Below are 16,162 nucleotides of genomic sequence, written 5' to 3'. Positions count from 1 at the left end.
CATCGATCATGAGTACACCGATCAACGACGCGCACGACGCCCCGCGCGGGCGTGACGACGCCGTGCACACCGGGCGTGACGGCGCGGACGAGGTGACGACGACCAAGGCCGGCAACTCGGCCCGTCACGGCGCCGGCCTGTTCGACATCCGCAACATCATCGGGCTGCTGATGGCGCTCTACGGCCTCATCCTGCTCGTCACGAGCTTCACGACGAGCACCGCCGACAAGGCGAAGGCCGACGGCGTCAACCTCAACCTGTGGACGGGCATCGGCCTCATCGTCATCGGCGCCGCGCTCATCGCGTGGGCCGTGACGCGCCCCATCGTCGTCGACGAGCGCGAGCTGGAGGCCGACAAGGCCGCCGCCGAGCGTCAGGGCAAGCCCACCGCGCACTGAACGCCTCGCGCGGGGGTCTGAGCGCTTCCGCGTGGCCTGGTTCGACGAATCCCCGGTCTCCTTCGAGGAGGCCGGGGATTCGTCGATTCGCGGGCGTCGAGCAGGCAACAAAAAACCCGGCCGAAGCCGGGTTTTTCGAACAAGTGCCGAGATCAGCGCTTGACCTTGCCTGCCTTGAGGCAGGAGGTGCAGACGTTGAGACGCTTCGGGGTCACGCCAGCCTCGCCGACCAGGGCGCGAACGCGCTGGATGTTCGGGTTCCAACGACGCTTCGTGCGGCGGTTGGAGTGCGAGATGTTGTGACCGAAGCCCGGTCCCTTGCCGCAGACGTCGCAGGTGGCAGCCACGGTTTCTCCTGAAGTCGATGTGTTCGGGCGGATGCCCTTCGGTTGCTTCGCGCAAGACCTGACGGTCTCGCTCGCCCCCATCGATCCGCAGCGTCGAGATGATGCGCGTGATGTCATGGGGGCAACCTGCACAGCATAGCCGGAGGCAGCGGGTGGGATCAAAACGGCGCCGCGGTCGGGTGCTTGGAGGCCGGCCGGTCGAGCGCGGCGCGCCGCATGGGGAGCCGCCCGAGCGTCGCCGGTTCGCCGTGCGTGGGGCGTCCGCCCGAGTGGCGCGGACGGCTTTTCACCCCGTCCTGCCGAGGTTGTCAGACCCGTGTGCCAAGGTACTCGTGACATGCCGCGATGACGATTCACGTCTCGCGGGAGACGCCCGCGGCGGTCGCCGGAGCGAGAGGCAGGAGGGTGCATGACGCAATGCCTGAGTGCGCGTGACCTTGCCCGCGCCCTCGTCTCCGCACGCGTCGAACTGTCGTCGGCGGAGTCGACGCTCAACGCGCTCAACGTCTTTCCCGTGCCCGACGGCGACACCGGCACCAACATGCGCGCCAGCCTCGAAGCGGGCTTCGTCGCACTCTCACAGACCGGTTCGGACGACGCGCCGCGTGGGCGCACCAAGGCGTTCGTCACCGGCATGACGCGGGCGGCGCAGGGCAACTCCGGCGTCATCCTCTCCGAATACGTGCGCGGTTTCGTCCGCGTGCTGCTGGCCGATCCCGCCGTCCTCGAGGTCGGCCTCGACGGTCCGGGCCTCGCGGAGGCGCTCGGGTCCGCCTCGGCCTGCGCCCGCGGCGCGGTGGGCGAACCGGTGGAGGGCACGATCCTGTCGGTCGCGCAGGCCGCGGCCCTCGCCGCCCGTCGATGCGTCGACGAGGCCGCGGGCGCAGGACGCGAGGCCGATGCCGCCGAGGTGGCGCGGGCGGCACACCAGGCTGCGCAGGAGGCGTTGGACGCGACGCCCGCACAGTTGGAGGCGCTCGTTCGTTCGCGCGTCGTCGACGCCGGGGGTGCGGGTCTGCTGCTCGTCCTCGATGCCCTCGACCGCGTCGCCTCGGGTGCGGGGGGCCTGCCCCGGACGAACACCCGCTCGTGGCTCGACGCGCGTCGGACGACGTCGTTGGAGGAGGACGCGGGCTGTCACGTCGCCGCGGGTGGCCCGGCCTTCGAGGTCGTGTGCGTCGCCGAGGGCCTCGACGACGAGGGCGCCTCGGCGCTGGGTGACGGGCTTGCGCGGTGGGGCGACTCGGTTGTCGTCGCGGGCGAGGAACGGCTGCATCGCGTCCACCTGCACACGGACGAGCCCTTGACGGCCGTTTCCGTCATGCGTGAGCGCGCGACGATCAGCGCCGTCACGATGACGCATTTCGACGGCCCGCTGCCGGGGTGTGAACCCCTGCTCGTCGCCGCGCGCGACGAGGCGGTGCGCGCCTACGCGCTCGCCCTCGGTGCGCAGACGCGCGATTCGCGGGAGCCGGGAGCGCCGTGGGGCCACGCAGCCGGTGACGTTCTCGCGGACGTCGACGCCGGTGACGGCGCGCGCTCGAGCAACCTCCTCGCGCTGCTCGAACGACTCGACGATGCAGCCTCGCCGTTCGGTGACTGGGAGGGCGAGCAAGCGGCCGTCCGGGAGGACGACGACCCCGGTGACGACGTCGAATTCCTGCGGGCCGACTCGTGGCGGGCCGCGCGCGACCTGGCCCGTCTGCATCTCCCCGGCGCCGAGGCGGTGCTCGTGTGCCTCGCGCCCGGCGCCGACGAAAGTGCCGCGCAGAAGTTCCTGTCGCTCGCTCGCACGCGCGTCGGTGACGGCGGCAGCATCGACGTCATGCGTCTCGATGCCGGTTCGCTCGTCCTCATGGAGGTGACCCATGGGTGAGGTGACGCTCGAGTCGCCACTGCTCGCCGTCCTCGGATCCGGCGCGAAGAAGCTCGCGAAGGCGCGTGACCTCGTGACGGTGCGCGACCTGCTCGACTACTTCCCGCGCCGCTACATCGACGCGCACGCAGGCAGCACGTTCGGCGAGTTCGAACTCGGCGAGCACGTCGTGCTCACCGCCCGCGTCGAGACGATGACGCAACGACGCATGCAGACGCGCAAGGGTTCGATGGCGAACGCCGTCATCGTCGACGACGAGGGCCGCCGCGCCGCCGTCACGTTCTTCAGTGCGCAGCCTCACTACAACGTCCTGCGCCCGGGCAAACGCGCGCTGTTCAGCGGCCAGCTCGGCCTGTTCAACAAGCAGCTTCAGCTGTCGCACCCGCAGTACACGCTGATGGACGACGCCGACATGAGCGTGTATCCGGGCAGCCTCGTGCCGGTCTACAAGCAGGTCGAGAAGATCACAAACCTCAACCTCACCCTGTCGATCAGCACCGTCCTCGACGCGCTCGGCGAGATTCCCGACCCCCTCGACGAGCCGCTGCGCGCGCGTCACGGTCTCGTCACGACGACCCGCGCCTACCGCGGTCTGCACCTGCCGGCGAGCATGGCCGACGTCCAGGCGGGGCGTGAGCGGCTGCGGTTCGACGAGGCGTTCACCACCCAGATCGTGCTGGCCCAGCGGCGCCACGAGGCGCGCTCCGAGCCGTCGACACCGCGCGTTGCGAAGCCCGGCGGTCTGCTCGAACGCTTCGATGCGACGTTGCCGTTCGAGCTCACCGAGGGCCAGCGCGAGGTGGGGGAGCAGATCGCGCGCGATCTCGCCGAGCCTGTCGCGATGCACCGCTTGCTGCAGGGTGAGGTCGGTTCGGGCAAGACGCTCGTCGCGTTGCGCGCCATGCTCGCCGTCGTCGACTCGGGCGCGCAGGCCGCACTGCTCGCGCCGACGGAGGTGCTCGCTGCCCAGCACGCCGCCTCGATGCGCGCGATGCTCGGCCCGCTCGCCGAACGCGGACGCCTCGGGGGCGCGGACGACGGCACCCGCGTCACGCTGCTCACCGGCTCGATGCCGGCCTCGGCGCGCACGCAGGCGCTGCTCGACATCGTCTCGGGCGAGGCGGGCATCGTCATCGGCACGCACGCGCTGCTGCAGAAGCACGTCGAGTTCGCCGACCTCGGTCTCGTCGTCGTCGACGAGCAGCACCGATTCGGCGTCGAGCAGCGCGCGGCGCTCAGCTCGAAGGCGCACCGCCCGCCGCACGTGCTCGTCATGACGGCCACGCCGATCCCGCGCACCGTCGCGATGACGGCGTTCGGCGACCTCGACGTCTCGACGCTGCGTCAGCTGCCGCGTGGGCGTGCGCCGATCGTCTCGCACGTCGTGCCGACGCACGTCGCGTCGTGGATGAACCGGGTGTGGGAGCGCATCGCGGAGGAGTGCGGCGCCGGGCGTCAGGTCTACGTCGTCGCCGGACGCATCGGTGACGGCAGCGAGCCCGTCGCGCCGGGCCTCGTCGACGGGCCCGACGCTCATGGCGCCGGGGAGGGCGATGCCGCGGCGCGCCCCATCGGCGTCGTCGACCTCATCGACGAGATGCGCCGCCTGCCTGCGCTCGCTGGGCTGCGGATACATCTCATGCACGGCCGGCTGCCCGCCGAGGAGAAGGACGACGTCATGCGCCGCTTCGGCGCCGGCGAGGTCGACGTTCTCGTCGCGACGACCGTCATCGAGGTGGGCGTCGACGTGCCGAACGCGTCGATGATCGTCATCGTCGACGCGGACCGGTTCGGCCTGTCGCAGCTGCACCAGCTGCGCGGACGCGTCGGGCGAGGCGAGCACGGCGGGCTGTGCCTGCTCGTGACACGCAACGAGAACCCCGACACGCTCGAGCGTCTGCGGCGCGTCGCGGAGACCAACGACGGATTCGCCATCGCCGATCTGGATCTAGACTTGAGACGGGAAGGAGACGTGCTCGGCGCCGCGCAGAGCGGACGGCGATCGTCTCTCGACTGGTTGGAGCTGACGAAGGCGTCCGATCTCGCCGTCATCGAGGCCGCGCGCACCGAGGCCGCCGCCATCGTCGAAGCGGATCCGTCTCTGACCGAGCATCCCCTGCTGGCGCAGGCCGCGCATGCCCGCGTGGACGCGTCGCAGGCCGAATTTCTGGAAAGAAGCTGATGACGCGCATCATTGCCGGCTCCGCCGGTGGCCGCAGGCTCGACACGCCCCCCGGAGCGGGCACCCGCCCGACGTCCGACCGCGTCCGTGAGGCGCTGTTCTCCCGGCTGGAGCATCTCGGTGCGATGCTCGGCGCGGACGTGCTCGACCTGTACGCGGGCTCCGGCGCGCTCGGGCTGGAGGCGTTCAGCCGCGGCGCCGCGTCCGCGACATTCGTCGAGGTCGACCGCCGCGTCGCGACCGTCATCCGCACGAACGTGCGCAACCTCGGGTTCTCGCCGGTGCGTGTCGTGACGCAGGCCGTCGAGAAGTTTCTCGAGGGCCCGCCGAGCGTCAAGGCCGCGCTCGTGCTCATGGACCCGCCGTACAGCGTGAGCGAGGAGCAGCTGCGGCAGGCCATCGACCTGCTCGTCGAGCGGGAGTGGCTCGCCGAGCGCGCTCTCGTCGTCGTCGAACGCTCGTCGCGTTCGCCGCAGCCGACGTGGCACCCGCGCCTGGAGGCCTGGGAGCCGCGCGTCTACGGGGAGACGACGATGTGGTTCGCCGAGCTCGCCCAGGACGACGCGCCCGAGCCCGACGACGTCGAGGCCGTCGTCGCGACGCTCGATCAGGTCGTGCCCGAGATCGTCGTCACCGGTACGCCCGAGGACATCGCGAAGGTCACATCATGACGACGTGCGTCTGCCCCGGCTCGTTCGACCCGCTGACGCTGGGACACCTCGACGTCATCGAGCGGTGCGCGGCGCTGTTCGACGACGTCGTCGTCACGGTGCTGCACAACCCCGACAAGCAGGGGACATTCAGCGCCGACGAGCGCGTCGACCTCATCGAGCGCTCGGTCGCGCATCTCGACAACGTCCGTGCCGCGGCCTACGCCAACACGCTGCTCGTCGACGTGTGCCGTGAGCTGGGCGCACCGCTCGTCGTCAAGGGGCTCCGCGGGGAGACCGACTTCAGCTACGAGACCCCGATGGCGACGATGAACCGCGCGCTATCGGGTCTCGAGACGGTGTTCATCCCCGGAAACCCGGGCATGGATCACCTGTCGAGCTCGCTCATCAAGCAGGTCGCGGGCCTCGGCGGCGACGTCACGGGCATGGTTCCGGAGCCCGTCATCGGCCCGCTGCTCGAGCGTGTCGGCGCGTCGCGTTGACCTGCGCAGGCCCGCACATTCTGGGATTTGGGAGAGTGCGCGCCCGCGGCGTAGACTTGCACGTCGGCCTACGCCATCGCTGTGGCCGAAAGATGTTCGAAGTTCTCGACCGACGAAGAGTGCAAGGTAATGACCCAGGCTGATTCCCGCCGCCCGCTGGTGCTCGACACCAGGGAGCTCGGTCGTCGACCCGGAAATTCGCTGCGCCTCCACCGCGACGTCGAGGCTCCGGCAGATTTCGGTACCGACGTCATCGGCATCGAGGAGGGTCAGCCCGTCGGGCTCGACCTGCGTCTCGAATCGGTGATGGAAGGAGTCCTCATCACCGGTGAGGTCGAGGCGACGGCAACCGGCGCGTGCGTGCGGTGCCTGGAGGACGTGACCTACCCGGTCGACGTCCACTTTCAGGAGCTGTTCGTCTACGCCGATCGTGCTGCGCACCACCGTGAGGTGGCAGGCGGCGATGATGAGGACGAACTGCACGAGCTCGATGGCGACGACGCCGACCTCGAGCCCGTGCTGCGGGACGCTGTGGTGCCCACCCTGCCGTTCCAACCGGTGTGTCACGAGGACTGCCTCGGGTTGTGCTCCGAATGCGGTGCACGACTCGATGACGACCCCGATCACCATCACGAAGCTATCGACCCCCGCTGGTCGGCCCTGGTCAACCTGACCGAGGCTGGATCGGCAGAAGACGAGAAGAGGAACTGACGTGGCTGTCCCGAAGCGGAAGATGTCCCGCGCCAACACCCGCTCGCGCCGAGCCAACTGGAAGGCGACGCCCGTCGCCGTGCAGGCGTGCCCCGCGTGTGGTGCCAACAAGCAGTCGCACATGGCGTGCCCGGCGTGCGGTACGTACAACGGCCGCCACTACGGTGCAGCGGAGCGCACCGAGCACCAGGCCTGATCGGCCGTTCGCAGACCGTGGGCAAGAAGTCTTCGAAGCGGTCAGCTGCTGACGTGTCGCAGCGGCCCGTCGGCGACCTCGTCCGAATCCTCTCTGAGGTTTCGGGTGTGGACGTCGACGAGTCGCTGCTTCGTCGCGCCCTGACCCACCGTTCGTTCGCGTACGAGAACGGCGGCATTCCGCACAACGAGCGCCAGGAGTTCCTCGGCGACGCCGTGCTGGGCCTCGTCGTCACCGAGACGCTGTACACGGATCAGCCCGACGCGCCGGAGGGGCACCTCGCGAAGCAGCGGGCGGCGGTCGTCAACTCGCGGGCCCTCGCTGAGGTCGCGCGCGGTCTCGAGCTGGGGGAGTACCTGCTGCTCGGGCGTGGCGAGCTCGCCACGGGTGGGCGCGACAAGGATTCGATCCTCGCCGACACGACGGAGGCCGTCATCGGCACGGTGTTCCTCTCGGGCGGCATCGAGGCGGGGCGACGCATCGTCCACCACCTCATCGATCCGTTGATGAACCGATCGTCGACGATGGGTGCCGCGCTCGACTGGAAGACGTCGCTGCAGGAGGCCACCGCTGCGGCCGGTCTCGGTGCGCCGACGTACGTCGTCGAGGGTGAAGGGCCGGATCACGACAAGGTCTTCACCGCGACCGTCCTCGTCGACGGGCGCACCCTCGGTGCCGGTACGGGGCGCAACAAGAAGTCGGCCGAGATGATCGCCGCCGAGAACGCGTGGGTGAGCCTGCGCGACGAAGCGGCGAAGAACGCCGGTTCGGCCGGCGGTGACGTCGTATGCGACGAGGCGGACGCGGTCGCCGTCACGGACGGTGCGCATGCCTGAGCTTCCCGAGGTGGAAGTCGTACGACGAGGCCTGGACGACCACGTGGTCGGCCGGGCCTTCGTCACGTCCCGGGTGACGGGCTCGCGCGTCGCACGCCGTCACCTGCCGGGGCCGCAGCATCTGGCCGACGCATTGCTCGGACGACGGGTAGCGTCGGCCCAACGGCGCGGCAAGTACCTGTGGATGACGTTCGAAGACGCCGCGCCTGGTTCTGATGGCTCGGCGGACGCGACGGTGCCGCTGGACCGGCGCGAGGGTGCGGTGGCCGACGACGCCCTCGTCATCCACCTCGGCATGAGTGGACAGGTGCTCGTCGAGAGCGCCGACTCGCCGCTGGAGAAGCATGCGCATGCGGTGTTCGACCTGTCGGCGCCTGTGAAGCTCTCGCCGCCCAGGAAGTCGGGGGAGCGCGCTGGCTCGGGTGAGGCGGTGGATGCGCCGGGGGTGACTGACGCATCGGAGAGGCCGCGCTCGGAACCATCGGCCCAGCAGATGCGCTTCGTCGACCAACGGACGTTCGGCGGGTTGTTCCTCGACGACCTGACGGTGGCGCACGGGCGCGAGGTGCCCGCGTCGATCGCGCACATCGCGCCTGACCCGCTCGAGGAGGCGTTCGACGCGGGCGCCGCCGCGCGGCTCATGCGCAGCAAGGATGTCGCGATCAAGCGGATGCTGCTCGATCAGGGCATCGTCAGCGGTATCGGCAACATCTACGCCGACGAGGCGCTGTGGCGCGCGCAGGTGCACGGTCGACGCCCGGGGCGCATGCTGACGAAGACGCAGCTCATCGGCGTGCTCACGGCGGCGCAGGACGTCATGCGTTCTGCGCTCGATCATGGCGGCACCAGCTTCGACGCCCTCTACGTTAACGTCAACGGTGCGAGCGGCTACTTCGATCGCTCTCTCGACGCCTACGGCCAGCAGGGCAAGCCGTGCCGCCGCTGCGGCACGCTGATCGTCAGGGAGCAGTTCATGAACCGCTCGTCGCACTTCTGCCCGACGTGCCAGAAGCCGCCCCGGACGATGAACCGTTCCTGAACAACGGGTCGATCACCGCACGCGCTCCGATGCCGGCGACCTCCGCGATGCGCGCGAAGTCCGACTCGCTCGCCGCGACCCCCATCCAGCGGCGTCCCAGTTCTGCGGGCTTTCCTCCGTCACGATCAACCATTGTGTGACTGCGGGGTCGTTGCGGAAGCCGGCGATGATGTCGTCGTCCCACGCGACGGGATCGCGCAGGACGACGTCGCCGACATGACGCGGCCACGGATGCTTTGAGGACATGGACGAAGCACGAGTTCGTGCCCGCGGGTGACAACCGAATTCCGCGCCGGATGGCGCATCTGCATCAAAGTGAACCGATGACACAAATATGCGCATACGCGAAGAGATGTGTCATGGAGATGACGCTGGCCGACGTGGCGCGCCGTCAAGGATGCGCGATCCGAACCGCGCAGGCTGCTGTCGTCGATGGGTCCCTTTCTGCGCATCGCCGCGTCGAACGTGCCCTCGTCGTCGATGATCTCGCAGCGCAAGCTTGGCAGCGCTCTGCCGCGCGGGGGCGCACGTGGAACGAGGCGGGCCGAAATGCGGCGCTCGACCTTCTCACGTCGGGCGCTACCGCTGAGCTCCGCGGATCCGAGAGGTCACGATTGACGGCTCGGCTCCGCCGGATGACGGCGCGTCAGATCGCCCATGCGAGTGGGGGACTCGGATCGTGGGCGAGGTATCGGTCCGATGTCCGTTACCTTCTTCGTGTCCCCGATGATGGGGATGCTGGCCGCTAGGCCCGGTATGACTGACTGCCCCTGTCGCACGCATGATCCGGGGGGTGTTGTCGCCGGGCGCTAGTGGCGTCGGATGACCGCTCATAGGGACACGGCCTCAAGCATGAAGGTCTCTTCGTAACGTGGCTGCCGGCACCCCTCGCCCGCCACGCGGCCAGCACGGGTTGAACACCGTGCACCGCCTCGAAGGAGGGCCCTGATGAACGGACTACCCGAGCGCACCTACGCGGTCTACCTCGGCCTCGACGTCGGCAAAGAACACCACCACGCCTGCGCCCTCGATCCAGCAGGAAAACGACTGCACGACAAGACGCTGCCGCAAGACGAGCAACGCATCCGTGACCTACTCACTGACCTCAGTGTGCACGGTGACGTCCTCGTCGTCGTCGACCAGCCCGCCTCGATCGGTGCGCTCCCCGTGGCCGTCGCCCGTTCGATGAATATTCAGGTCGCCTACCTGCCCGGCCTTGCGATGCGCCGAATCGCCGACCTACACCCCGGCAGCGCGAAAACTGACGCCCGCGACGCGTACGTCATCGCTGATGCCGCACGCACCCTGCCCCACGCGCTACGCCGTGTCGACGTCGGTGACGACGCGCTGGCCGACCTCGAAGTGATCGTCGGGTTCGACGACGACCTCGCTACCGAAACCACTCGCGTCACCAACCGCGTCCACGGCCTGCTGACCCAGATCCACCCCGCCCTGGAACGCGCGATCGGCGGGAGCCTGCACCACCCGGCGGTCCTTGAGTTGCTGTCCCGCTTCGGTGGGCCCAGTGGCTTGCGCACCGCCGGACGCCGACGCCTGCTCGCGGTCGCGAAGCCCCGCGCGCCCCGCAAGTACCAAGCGTTCGTCGACGCGATCATGACTGCCTTGGACGAGCAAACAGTCACGGTGCCGGGCACGCGGGCTGCTGACCTCGTCCTACCGAAACTCGCCGATCAACTCGCCGGCCTGCTCGCGCAGCGCGCGGAGGCAGCGACGCAGGTGGAGGAAATGCTCGATGCGCACCCTCTTGCCCAGGTCCTGACGTCCATGCCCGGCGTGGGTGTCAGGACCGGTGCGCGCATCCTGCTCGAAGTCGGCGACGCCTCCTCTTTCGCCACACCAGGGCACTTGGCGGCCTACGCCGGGCTTGCGCCCGTCACGCGCCGCTCGGGCACCTCGATCCGCGGTGAGCATCCCAGTAGGTCGGGCAACAAGAACCTCAAACGAGCGTTCTTCCTCGCCGCGTTCGCAGCGCTCAAAGACCCCGCCTCACGCGCGTACTACGACCGCAAACGAGCTGAAGGTAAACGCCACAACGCCGCCCGGATCTGCCTCGCGCGCCGCCGCTGCGACGTCTTGTACGCCATGCTGCGCGACGGCACGACCTACCAACCAGGCCGCCCCGTCACACCGATCGCCGCTTGACGAAGACCATAGGGACACCCCCCTGGACATCGACCCGATCGGCCCGAGTCGTGCTGACCTGCATCAGTTCGGTGTCGTCGGAAAGCGGAGCTGGCTGCGCTTCGGTCGCGTCGTCGATCTCGATGAATTCGAGTACGCCTCAGATGTGCGCGTAGACGTGAACGAGAAAGTCGGGGTGGTCGAACGACCCGTGCGCGATGATCGCATCGCGCGCACACTCATCGACACGTATCTGCTCGGGGACGCTCGCGTGAGCGCCGCCGCCGGCCGCGCGATCGAGGAGCGTGCTCGTGCTCTGCGACCCCTTCGACACGCTCGAAGCCGTGGCTGGTGGTGGAGATCAGGGTTTCTTCGTGCGGCGAAGCCGCGCGAGCCGTTCAGAGCATCGGCTTCGATCTCCAGGAGCCCCTCGACGTTCGCGCACCTGTCCATCGGTTCGTTCGTGCTGACGGTGCGGTGATCGACCTCATGGTTGCCGACCGTGAGAGTCGCCCACCGGTCCACCGGGGGAGGCGAGTGGTGGACGTTCCGGTTTCAGCTCCGGCCATGAAACGAACCACTGATCACACCCTCCCCACCGGCACGCGGGTTCGTCTGCAGTCGTCATCCTGGTCGTCGCGACAGGCCGTCGCGACACGATCTACCGCTGACGCTTCGCGAGGCTCGACGGTGTCCGGGCGCGGGCTGCACTACCGTAGTCGGGTGATCGAACTGCGTACGCCCCGAGAGATCGACGAGATGAAGCCCGCCGGGGCGTTCGTCGCATCCGTCCTGACCGCCCTGCGCGAGGCCGCCGACGTCGGCGTCAACCTGCTCGAACTCGACGCTCTGGCGCACCGCATGATCACCGACGCCGGTGCGGAGTCGTGCTACATCGACTACCACCCGAGCTTCGGCGCGAGCGCGTTCGGCAAGGTGCTGTGCACGAGCGTCAACGACGCCGTCCTGCACGGCCTGCCGCACGACTACGCCCTCAAGGACGGCGACCTGCTCAGCGTCGACTTCGCCGCATCACTCGACCGCTGGGTGAGCGATTCGGCGATCTCCTTCGTCGTCGGCACGCCGCGCGAGGCCGACCTGCGCCTCATCGACACGACCGAGCGAGCCCTCGCCGCAGGGATTGCGGCCGCGCAGCCCGGCAACAAGCTCGGCGACATCTCGGCCGCCATCGCCGACGTCTGCGCAGGCGCCGGATACCGCGTCAACACGCAGTTCGGCGGCCACGGCGTCGGCCGCACGATGCACGGCGAACCGCACGTGCCCAACGACGGTCGTGCAGGCCGCGGCCTCAAGCTCAAGCCTGGCCTCGTCATCGCGATCGAGCCCTGGCTCATGGCGGGCACCGACCAGATCATCCAGGACCGGGACGGGTGGACGCTGCGCAGCGTCGACGGTTCCCGTGGCGCGCACTCCGAGCACACCGTCGCGATCACCGCCGAGGGCCCGCTCGTCCTCACGGCGCGCGACACGGCTGCCGCCGGCGCGCCGCAGCCGACGGCCTGAACCGCACGCCGTGTACGTCAAGTCGCTGACCCTCAAGGGGTTCAAGTCGTTCGCGTCGGCGACGAACCTCGTCCTCGAACCGGGCATCACCTGCATCGTCGGTCCGAACGGTTCCGGCAAGAGCAACGTCGTCGACGCGCTCGCCTGGGTCATGGGCGAGGGCAGTGCTCGCAGCCTGCGCGGCGGCAAGATGGACGACGTCATCTTCGCCGGCACCTCCGGGCGCCAGCCGCTCGGGCGCGCCGAGGTGACGATGACGATCGACAACTCCGACGGCGCACTGCCGATCGACTACACCGAGGTGACGATCAGCCGCACCATGTTCCGCGGCGGCGGCTCCGAATACGCGATCAACCGCACGCCGTGCCGACTGCTCGACATCCAGGAGCTGCTGAGCGACTCGGGCATCGGCAAGGAGATGCACGTCATCGTCGGCCAGGGCCAGCTCGACGCGGTGCTGCGCGCGACGCCCGAGGAACGTCGCGGGTTCATCGAAGAAGCGGCCGGCGTGCTCAAGCACCGCCGTCGCAAGGAGAAGGCGCTGCGCAAGCTCGACGGCATGGAGGCCAACCTCACGCGCGTCGCCGACCTGACGGCCGAGGTTCGCCGCCAACTCGGGCCGCTGGGACGCCAGGCCGAGACGGCGCGTCGGGCGCAAGCCATCCAGATGACGGTGCGTGACGCACGGCTGCGGCTGCTCGCCGACGACCTCGTCCAGCAGCGCGCGCGGCTCGAGGCCGACGTCGCGGACGAACAGGCGATGGTGCGGCGTCGCGCCGAACTCGACGACGCGGTGCGCGCCGCGAAGGCCGGCGTCGAGGAGATCGAGGCCGAGATGGCAGCCCGCGCTCCGGTGCTCGAACGGCTGCAGTCGCAGTGGTACGCGCTGTCGTCACTGGAGGAGAAACTCGATTCGACGCGCCGGCTCGCCGCGGAACGAGCCACCTCGCTGACGGCGGCGCAGGACGAGACGCCCGGTTCGGGCCGGGATCCCGAGCAGCTGCGGCGTCAGGCCGAGCGGGTCCGGGGGGAAGAGCTGGAGCTGCAGGCCAAGGTCGAGCGAGCCCAGGAGGCGCTCGACGCCGCCGTCGAGGTGCGCGAGAAGACTGAACGTGAACATCAGGTCGAGCAGCAGCGACTCGTGCGGATCGCGCGGGCAGCCGCAGATCGACGCGAGGGTCTGGCCAAGCTTCACGGTCAGGTCGAGGTTCGGCGTTCACGCGTGGAAGCAGGCGAGGCCGAACTCGCGCGGTTGCGCGCCAGCATCGGGGAGTCCGCGACGCGAGTGGCCGAGGCCCAGGAGGAGCTGGCGCCTCTCGAGGAGGCGCTGAGCGACGCGGAAGCCGCCGAAGCGGCGCTCAATGATGCCGCGGAGAAGCTGAGGGCGGATCACGCTGCCCTGCTCGAACGTCGTCGCGTGCTGCGCGACGAGCGCAATACTTCAGCCCAACGCCGCAGCGCCTCAGCCGCACGCGCGCAGGCGCTCGATGAGACGCTCGGTTCCGACACGGCGGGGCTCGAGAACCTCCCCGCCGAAGCGTCGGGCGTGCTCGGCGACGTCGTCAGCCGCCTCGAGGTGGAGCCAGGTCACGAAGCCGGCGTCTCGCTCGCTCTGGGGTGGGCTGCCGAGGCCCTGCTCGTCGACTCCCACACCGACGCCGCAGCTCTGCTCGCCGCCCTGCGAGCGCAGGACGGCGGCCGCGTCGCTCTCCTCGTCGCGGGAGACGCGCCGCACGACGTCACGACCCACGACTGGCCGACCCTTCCCGAGGGTGGCGTCTGGGGCCGCGACGTCGCGAGCGTACCGGCGACGATGCAGAGCGCGTTCGACGTCCTCGTCGACCGACTCGCGATCGTTCCCGACGCCGACGGCGCGCCCGCGCTCGTCCACGCCGGTGCGCGGGCCGTCACCCTCGACGGGGACGTCTACGAACCCACCGCGGTGCGTGGTGGGGGCCGCCCTGGGCGCTCCCGCCTCGAGGTGCGCGCGGCGCACGAGCAGGCCGTCCGGGACGCGGAGATCGCAGCCGACGCCGAGCAGAACGCGGAAAACGCCCTGGAAGCCCTGACGCAGCCACTCGCGGCCGCGCAGGACGCGGCGGACGATGCTGCGGCGGCGCTCGCCGAGAACGACGCGCGCATCGAGGAACTCATGGCGGCGCTCGCGCGTCACCATCAGGCGATCGCCGCGGCCTCCCGCGAGCGTGACCGCATCAACGACTCGATCGAGCAGGCGAGCGTCGCGCTCGATGCGAACCGTGAAGAGCTCATGGAACTCGAGATGCGTCTCGACGAGGCGCAGGCCGAACCGGGTGAGAGCGAACCGTCCGTCGCCGAACGAGACCGTCTGGCGACGCTCGCCGCGACGGCGCGCGAGCAGGAGACCGAGCAACGTCTGACGCTTCGCACGCTTCAGGAAAGAGTCCGCGCGATCGCTGGGCGCGCTGAATCCCTCGAGGCCGCCGCACGCTCGGAGGTCGCCGCGCGCGAACGGGCGCAGGCGCGCCGCGTCCGACGTCGGGAGGCCGCAGCCCTGGCGCAGGCCGTCGAACGGGCCGCCGAACTGGCACGCGAGCAGGTGCATCGCGCGCGCGATGAGGTGACCCGGGCGCGTGACGCCGAGCAGGCAAGCAAGGCGACTCGGGACGGGGCGTTGCGCGCCGCCCGCGTCCGCCTGCAGGAATGCAGCGACCAACTGCGCGAGGTCACCGACTCCGTCCACCGCGACGAGATGGCGCGCGCTCAGCAGCGGCTGCGCATCGAGGCGCTGGAGACGAGGGCGGTCGAGGAACTCGGCATCGACCCTGACGTCCTCGTCGAAGAATTCGGGCCGCATCTGCCGGTGACGCTGTTCCAGGCCCGCGCCGGTATGACCGCCGGCGAAAAGGCCGACACCCAGGCATCGTCGGGACGCGCTCCGTCAGGGCAGGGGAGCGAGGGCGACGACGCAGACGGCGGCCCCCCGAGCGGTCCTGAGCCCGTCGCGAGCCGCCCGTTCGAGCGGGCCCTGGAGGAGAAGCGGCTGCGCACGGCCGAACGCGACCTCAAGCAGCTCGGCAAGGTCAATCCGCTGGCCCTCGAGGAGTACGCGGCCCTGGAGGAACGGCACACGTTCCTCAGCGAGCAGCTCGCCGACCTGCGCGGCTCGAAGAAGGACCTGCTGTCCATCGTCAGCGAGGTCGACGCGCGCGTCGAGCAGGTCTTCACCGAGGCGTTCCACGACGTGGCGCGCGAGTTCGAAGGCGTCTTCTCCCGCCTGTTCCCCGGCGGTGAAGGGCGGCTCGTTCTGACCGACCCCGAGAACATGCTGACGACGGGCCTCGACGTCGAAGCGCGCCCGCCGGGCAAACGCATCAAGCGGTTGTCGCTGCTTTCCGGCGGCGAGCGCTCCCTCGTCGCCGTTGCGCTGCTCGTGTCGATCTTCAAGGCGCGCCCGAGCCCGTTCTACATCATGGACGAGGTCGAGGCGGCCCTAGACGACGCGAACCTCGGCCGCCTCATCACGCTGTTCGAGGAGCTTCGTGACTCGAGCCAGCTCATCGTCATCACGCACCAGAAGCGGACGATGGAGGTCGCCGACGCCCTCTACGGCGTGACGATGCGCGGTGACGGCGTGACGACGGTGGTCTCACAGCGTCTCGCCGACGTGCGGGTCGCACCCGAGCCGGCCGAGGCGTCCTGACGGCGCCGCTGGCCGTTGTGCGACGCGAGGGCCGCCTGAGGCGCGTCGACTGGCGCCGTCAGGACGGTTCGGCAAC

The 16,162-nt window shown here is 69.7% G+C and carries 14 protein-coding genes; 12 read left to right on the top strand and 2 right to left on the bottom strand.

The window, feature by feature from the left end; all coding sequences use genetic code 11:
* Nucleotides 1-8 precede the first annotated feature (8 nt).
* A complete protein-coding gene (locus DYE07_RS12665; RefSeq protein ID WP_231729491.1) occupies nucleotides 9-398 on the top strand; it encodes a hypothetical protein in 390 nt (129 codons plus the stop codon).
* 152 nt (nucleotides 399-550) lie between these two features.
* Here DYE07_RS12665 and rpmB read toward each other — a convergent pair whose 3' ends face one another.
* On the bottom strand, nucleotides 551-745 hold the full coding sequence (gene rpmB, locus DYE07_RS12660) for a 50S ribosomal protein L28 (RefSeq protein WP_006943284.1): 195 nt from the start codon (nucleotides 743-745) through the stop codon (nucleotides 551-553).
* Between the two features lie 409 nt (nucleotides 746-1,154).
* On the opposite strand from rpmB, the gene DYE07_RS12655 reads away from it, so the two are divergent.
* The 9 genes from DYE07_RS12655 to DYE07_RS12615 all read left to right on the top strand — a co-directional run bounded on the left by DYE07_RS12655 (nucleotide 1,155) and on the right by DYE07_RS12615 (nucleotide 10,901).
* A complete protein-coding gene (locus DYE07_RS12655) occupies nucleotides 1,155-2,621 on the top strand; it encodes a DAK2 domain-containing protein (RefSeq protein WP_115297207.1) in 1,467 nt (488 codons plus the stop codon).
* On the top strand, nucleotides 2,614-4,803 hold the full coding sequence (locus tag DYE07_RS12650) for an ATP-dependent DNA helicase RecG (protein WP_115297206.1): 2,190 nt from the start codon (nucleotides 2,614-2,616) through the stop codon (nucleotides 4,801-4,803). The genes DYE07_RS12655 and DYE07_RS12650 overlap by 8 nt, the downstream gene beginning before the upstream one ends.
* Nucleotides 4,803-5,474, top strand: a complete 672-nt coding sequence (rsmD, locus tag DYE07_RS12645; RefSeq protein ID WP_006943265.1) for a 16S rRNA (guanine(966)-N(2))-methyltransferase RsmD — start codon at nucleotides 4,803-4,805, stop codon at nucleotides 5,472-5,474. The genes DYE07_RS12650 and rsmD overlap by 1 nt, the downstream gene beginning before the upstream one ends.
* Entirely contained in the window at nucleotides 5,471-5,956 is a 486-nt protein-coding gene (gene coaD, locus DYE07_RS12640) for a pantetheine-phosphate adenylyltransferase (RefSeq protein ID WP_006943276.1), read from the top strand. The genes rsmD and coaD overlap by 4 nt, the downstream gene beginning before the upstream one ends.
* Nucleotides 5,957-6,085: 129 nt before the next feature.
* Complete coding sequence (locus DYE07_RS12635) at nucleotides 6,086-6,667, top strand: YceD family protein (protein ID WP_006943286.1); 582 nt, start codon at nucleotides 6,086-6,088, stop codon at nucleotides 6,665-6,667.
* A 1-nt stretch (nucleotide 6,668) separates the two neighbouring features.
* Nucleotides 6,669-6,863: a 50S ribosomal protein L32 gene (gene rpmF / locus DYE07_RS12630; protein ID WP_006943268.1), complete on the top strand. Its 195-nt coding sequence runs from the start codon at nucleotides 6,669-6,671 to the stop codon at nucleotides 6,861-6,863.
* Nucleotides 6,864-6,916: 53 nt separating this feature from the next.
* A complete protein-coding gene (gene rnc, locus DYE07_RS12625; RefSeq protein ID WP_172463021.1) occupies nucleotides 6,917-7,699 on the top strand; it encodes a ribonuclease III in 783 nt (260 codons plus the stop codon).
* A complete protein-coding gene (gene mutM / locus DYE07_RS12620) occupies nucleotides 7,692-8,738 on the top strand; it encodes a bifunctional DNA-formamidopyrimidine glycosylase/DNA-(apurinic or apyrimidinic site) lyase (RefSeq protein ID WP_040014157.1) in 1,047 nt (348 codons plus the stop codon). Before rnc ends, mutM begins: the two co-directional genes overlap by 8 nt.
* A gap of 948 nt (nucleotides 8,739-9,686) precedes the next feature.
* Entirely contained in the window at nucleotides 9,687-10,901 is a 1,215-nt protein-coding gene (locus DYE07_RS12615) for an IS110 family RNA-guided transposase (protein WP_115297205.1), read from the top strand.
* Nucleotides 10,902-11,040: 139 nt separating this feature from the next.
* On the opposite strand, the gene DYE07_RS14825 is transcribed toward DYE07_RS12615, so the two are convergent.
* Nucleotides 11,041-11,214: a hypothetical protein gene (locus DYE07_RS14825; RefSeq protein WP_160126215.1), complete on the bottom strand. Its 174-nt coding sequence runs from the start codon at nucleotides 11,212-11,214 to the stop codon at nucleotides 11,041-11,043.
* Nucleotides 11,215-11,603: 389 nt separating this feature from the next.
* Between DYE07_RS14825 and map the strand changes: the two genes are divergently transcribed.
* Both map and smc read left to right on the top strand, forming a co-directional pair.
* Nucleotides 11,604-12,404, top strand: a complete 801-nt coding sequence (gene map, locus DYE07_RS12610; RefSeq protein WP_062257681.1) for a type I methionyl aminopeptidase — start codon at nucleotides 11,604-11,606, stop codon at nucleotides 12,402-12,404.
* A 10-nt stretch (nucleotides 12,405-12,414) separates the two neighbouring features.
* Nucleotides 12,415-16,086, top strand: coding sequence for a chromosome segregation protein SMC (gene smc / locus DYE07_RS12605; RefSeq protein WP_115297204.1), 3,672 nt, complete (start codon nucleotides 12,415-12,417; stop codon nucleotides 16,084-16,086).
* Nucleotides 16,087-16,162: the final 76 nt, after the last annotated feature.

It is taken from the genome of Dermacoccus nishinomiyaensis, from assembly GCF_900447535.1.
Classification (GTDB): Bacteria; Actinomycetota; Actinomycetes; order Actinomycetales; family Dermatophilaceae; genus Dermacoccus; species Dermacoccus nishinomiyaensis.
The sequence above is the reverse complement of the archived record's forward strand: the minus strand, read 5'-3'. Positions and strand labels throughout refer to the sequence as shown.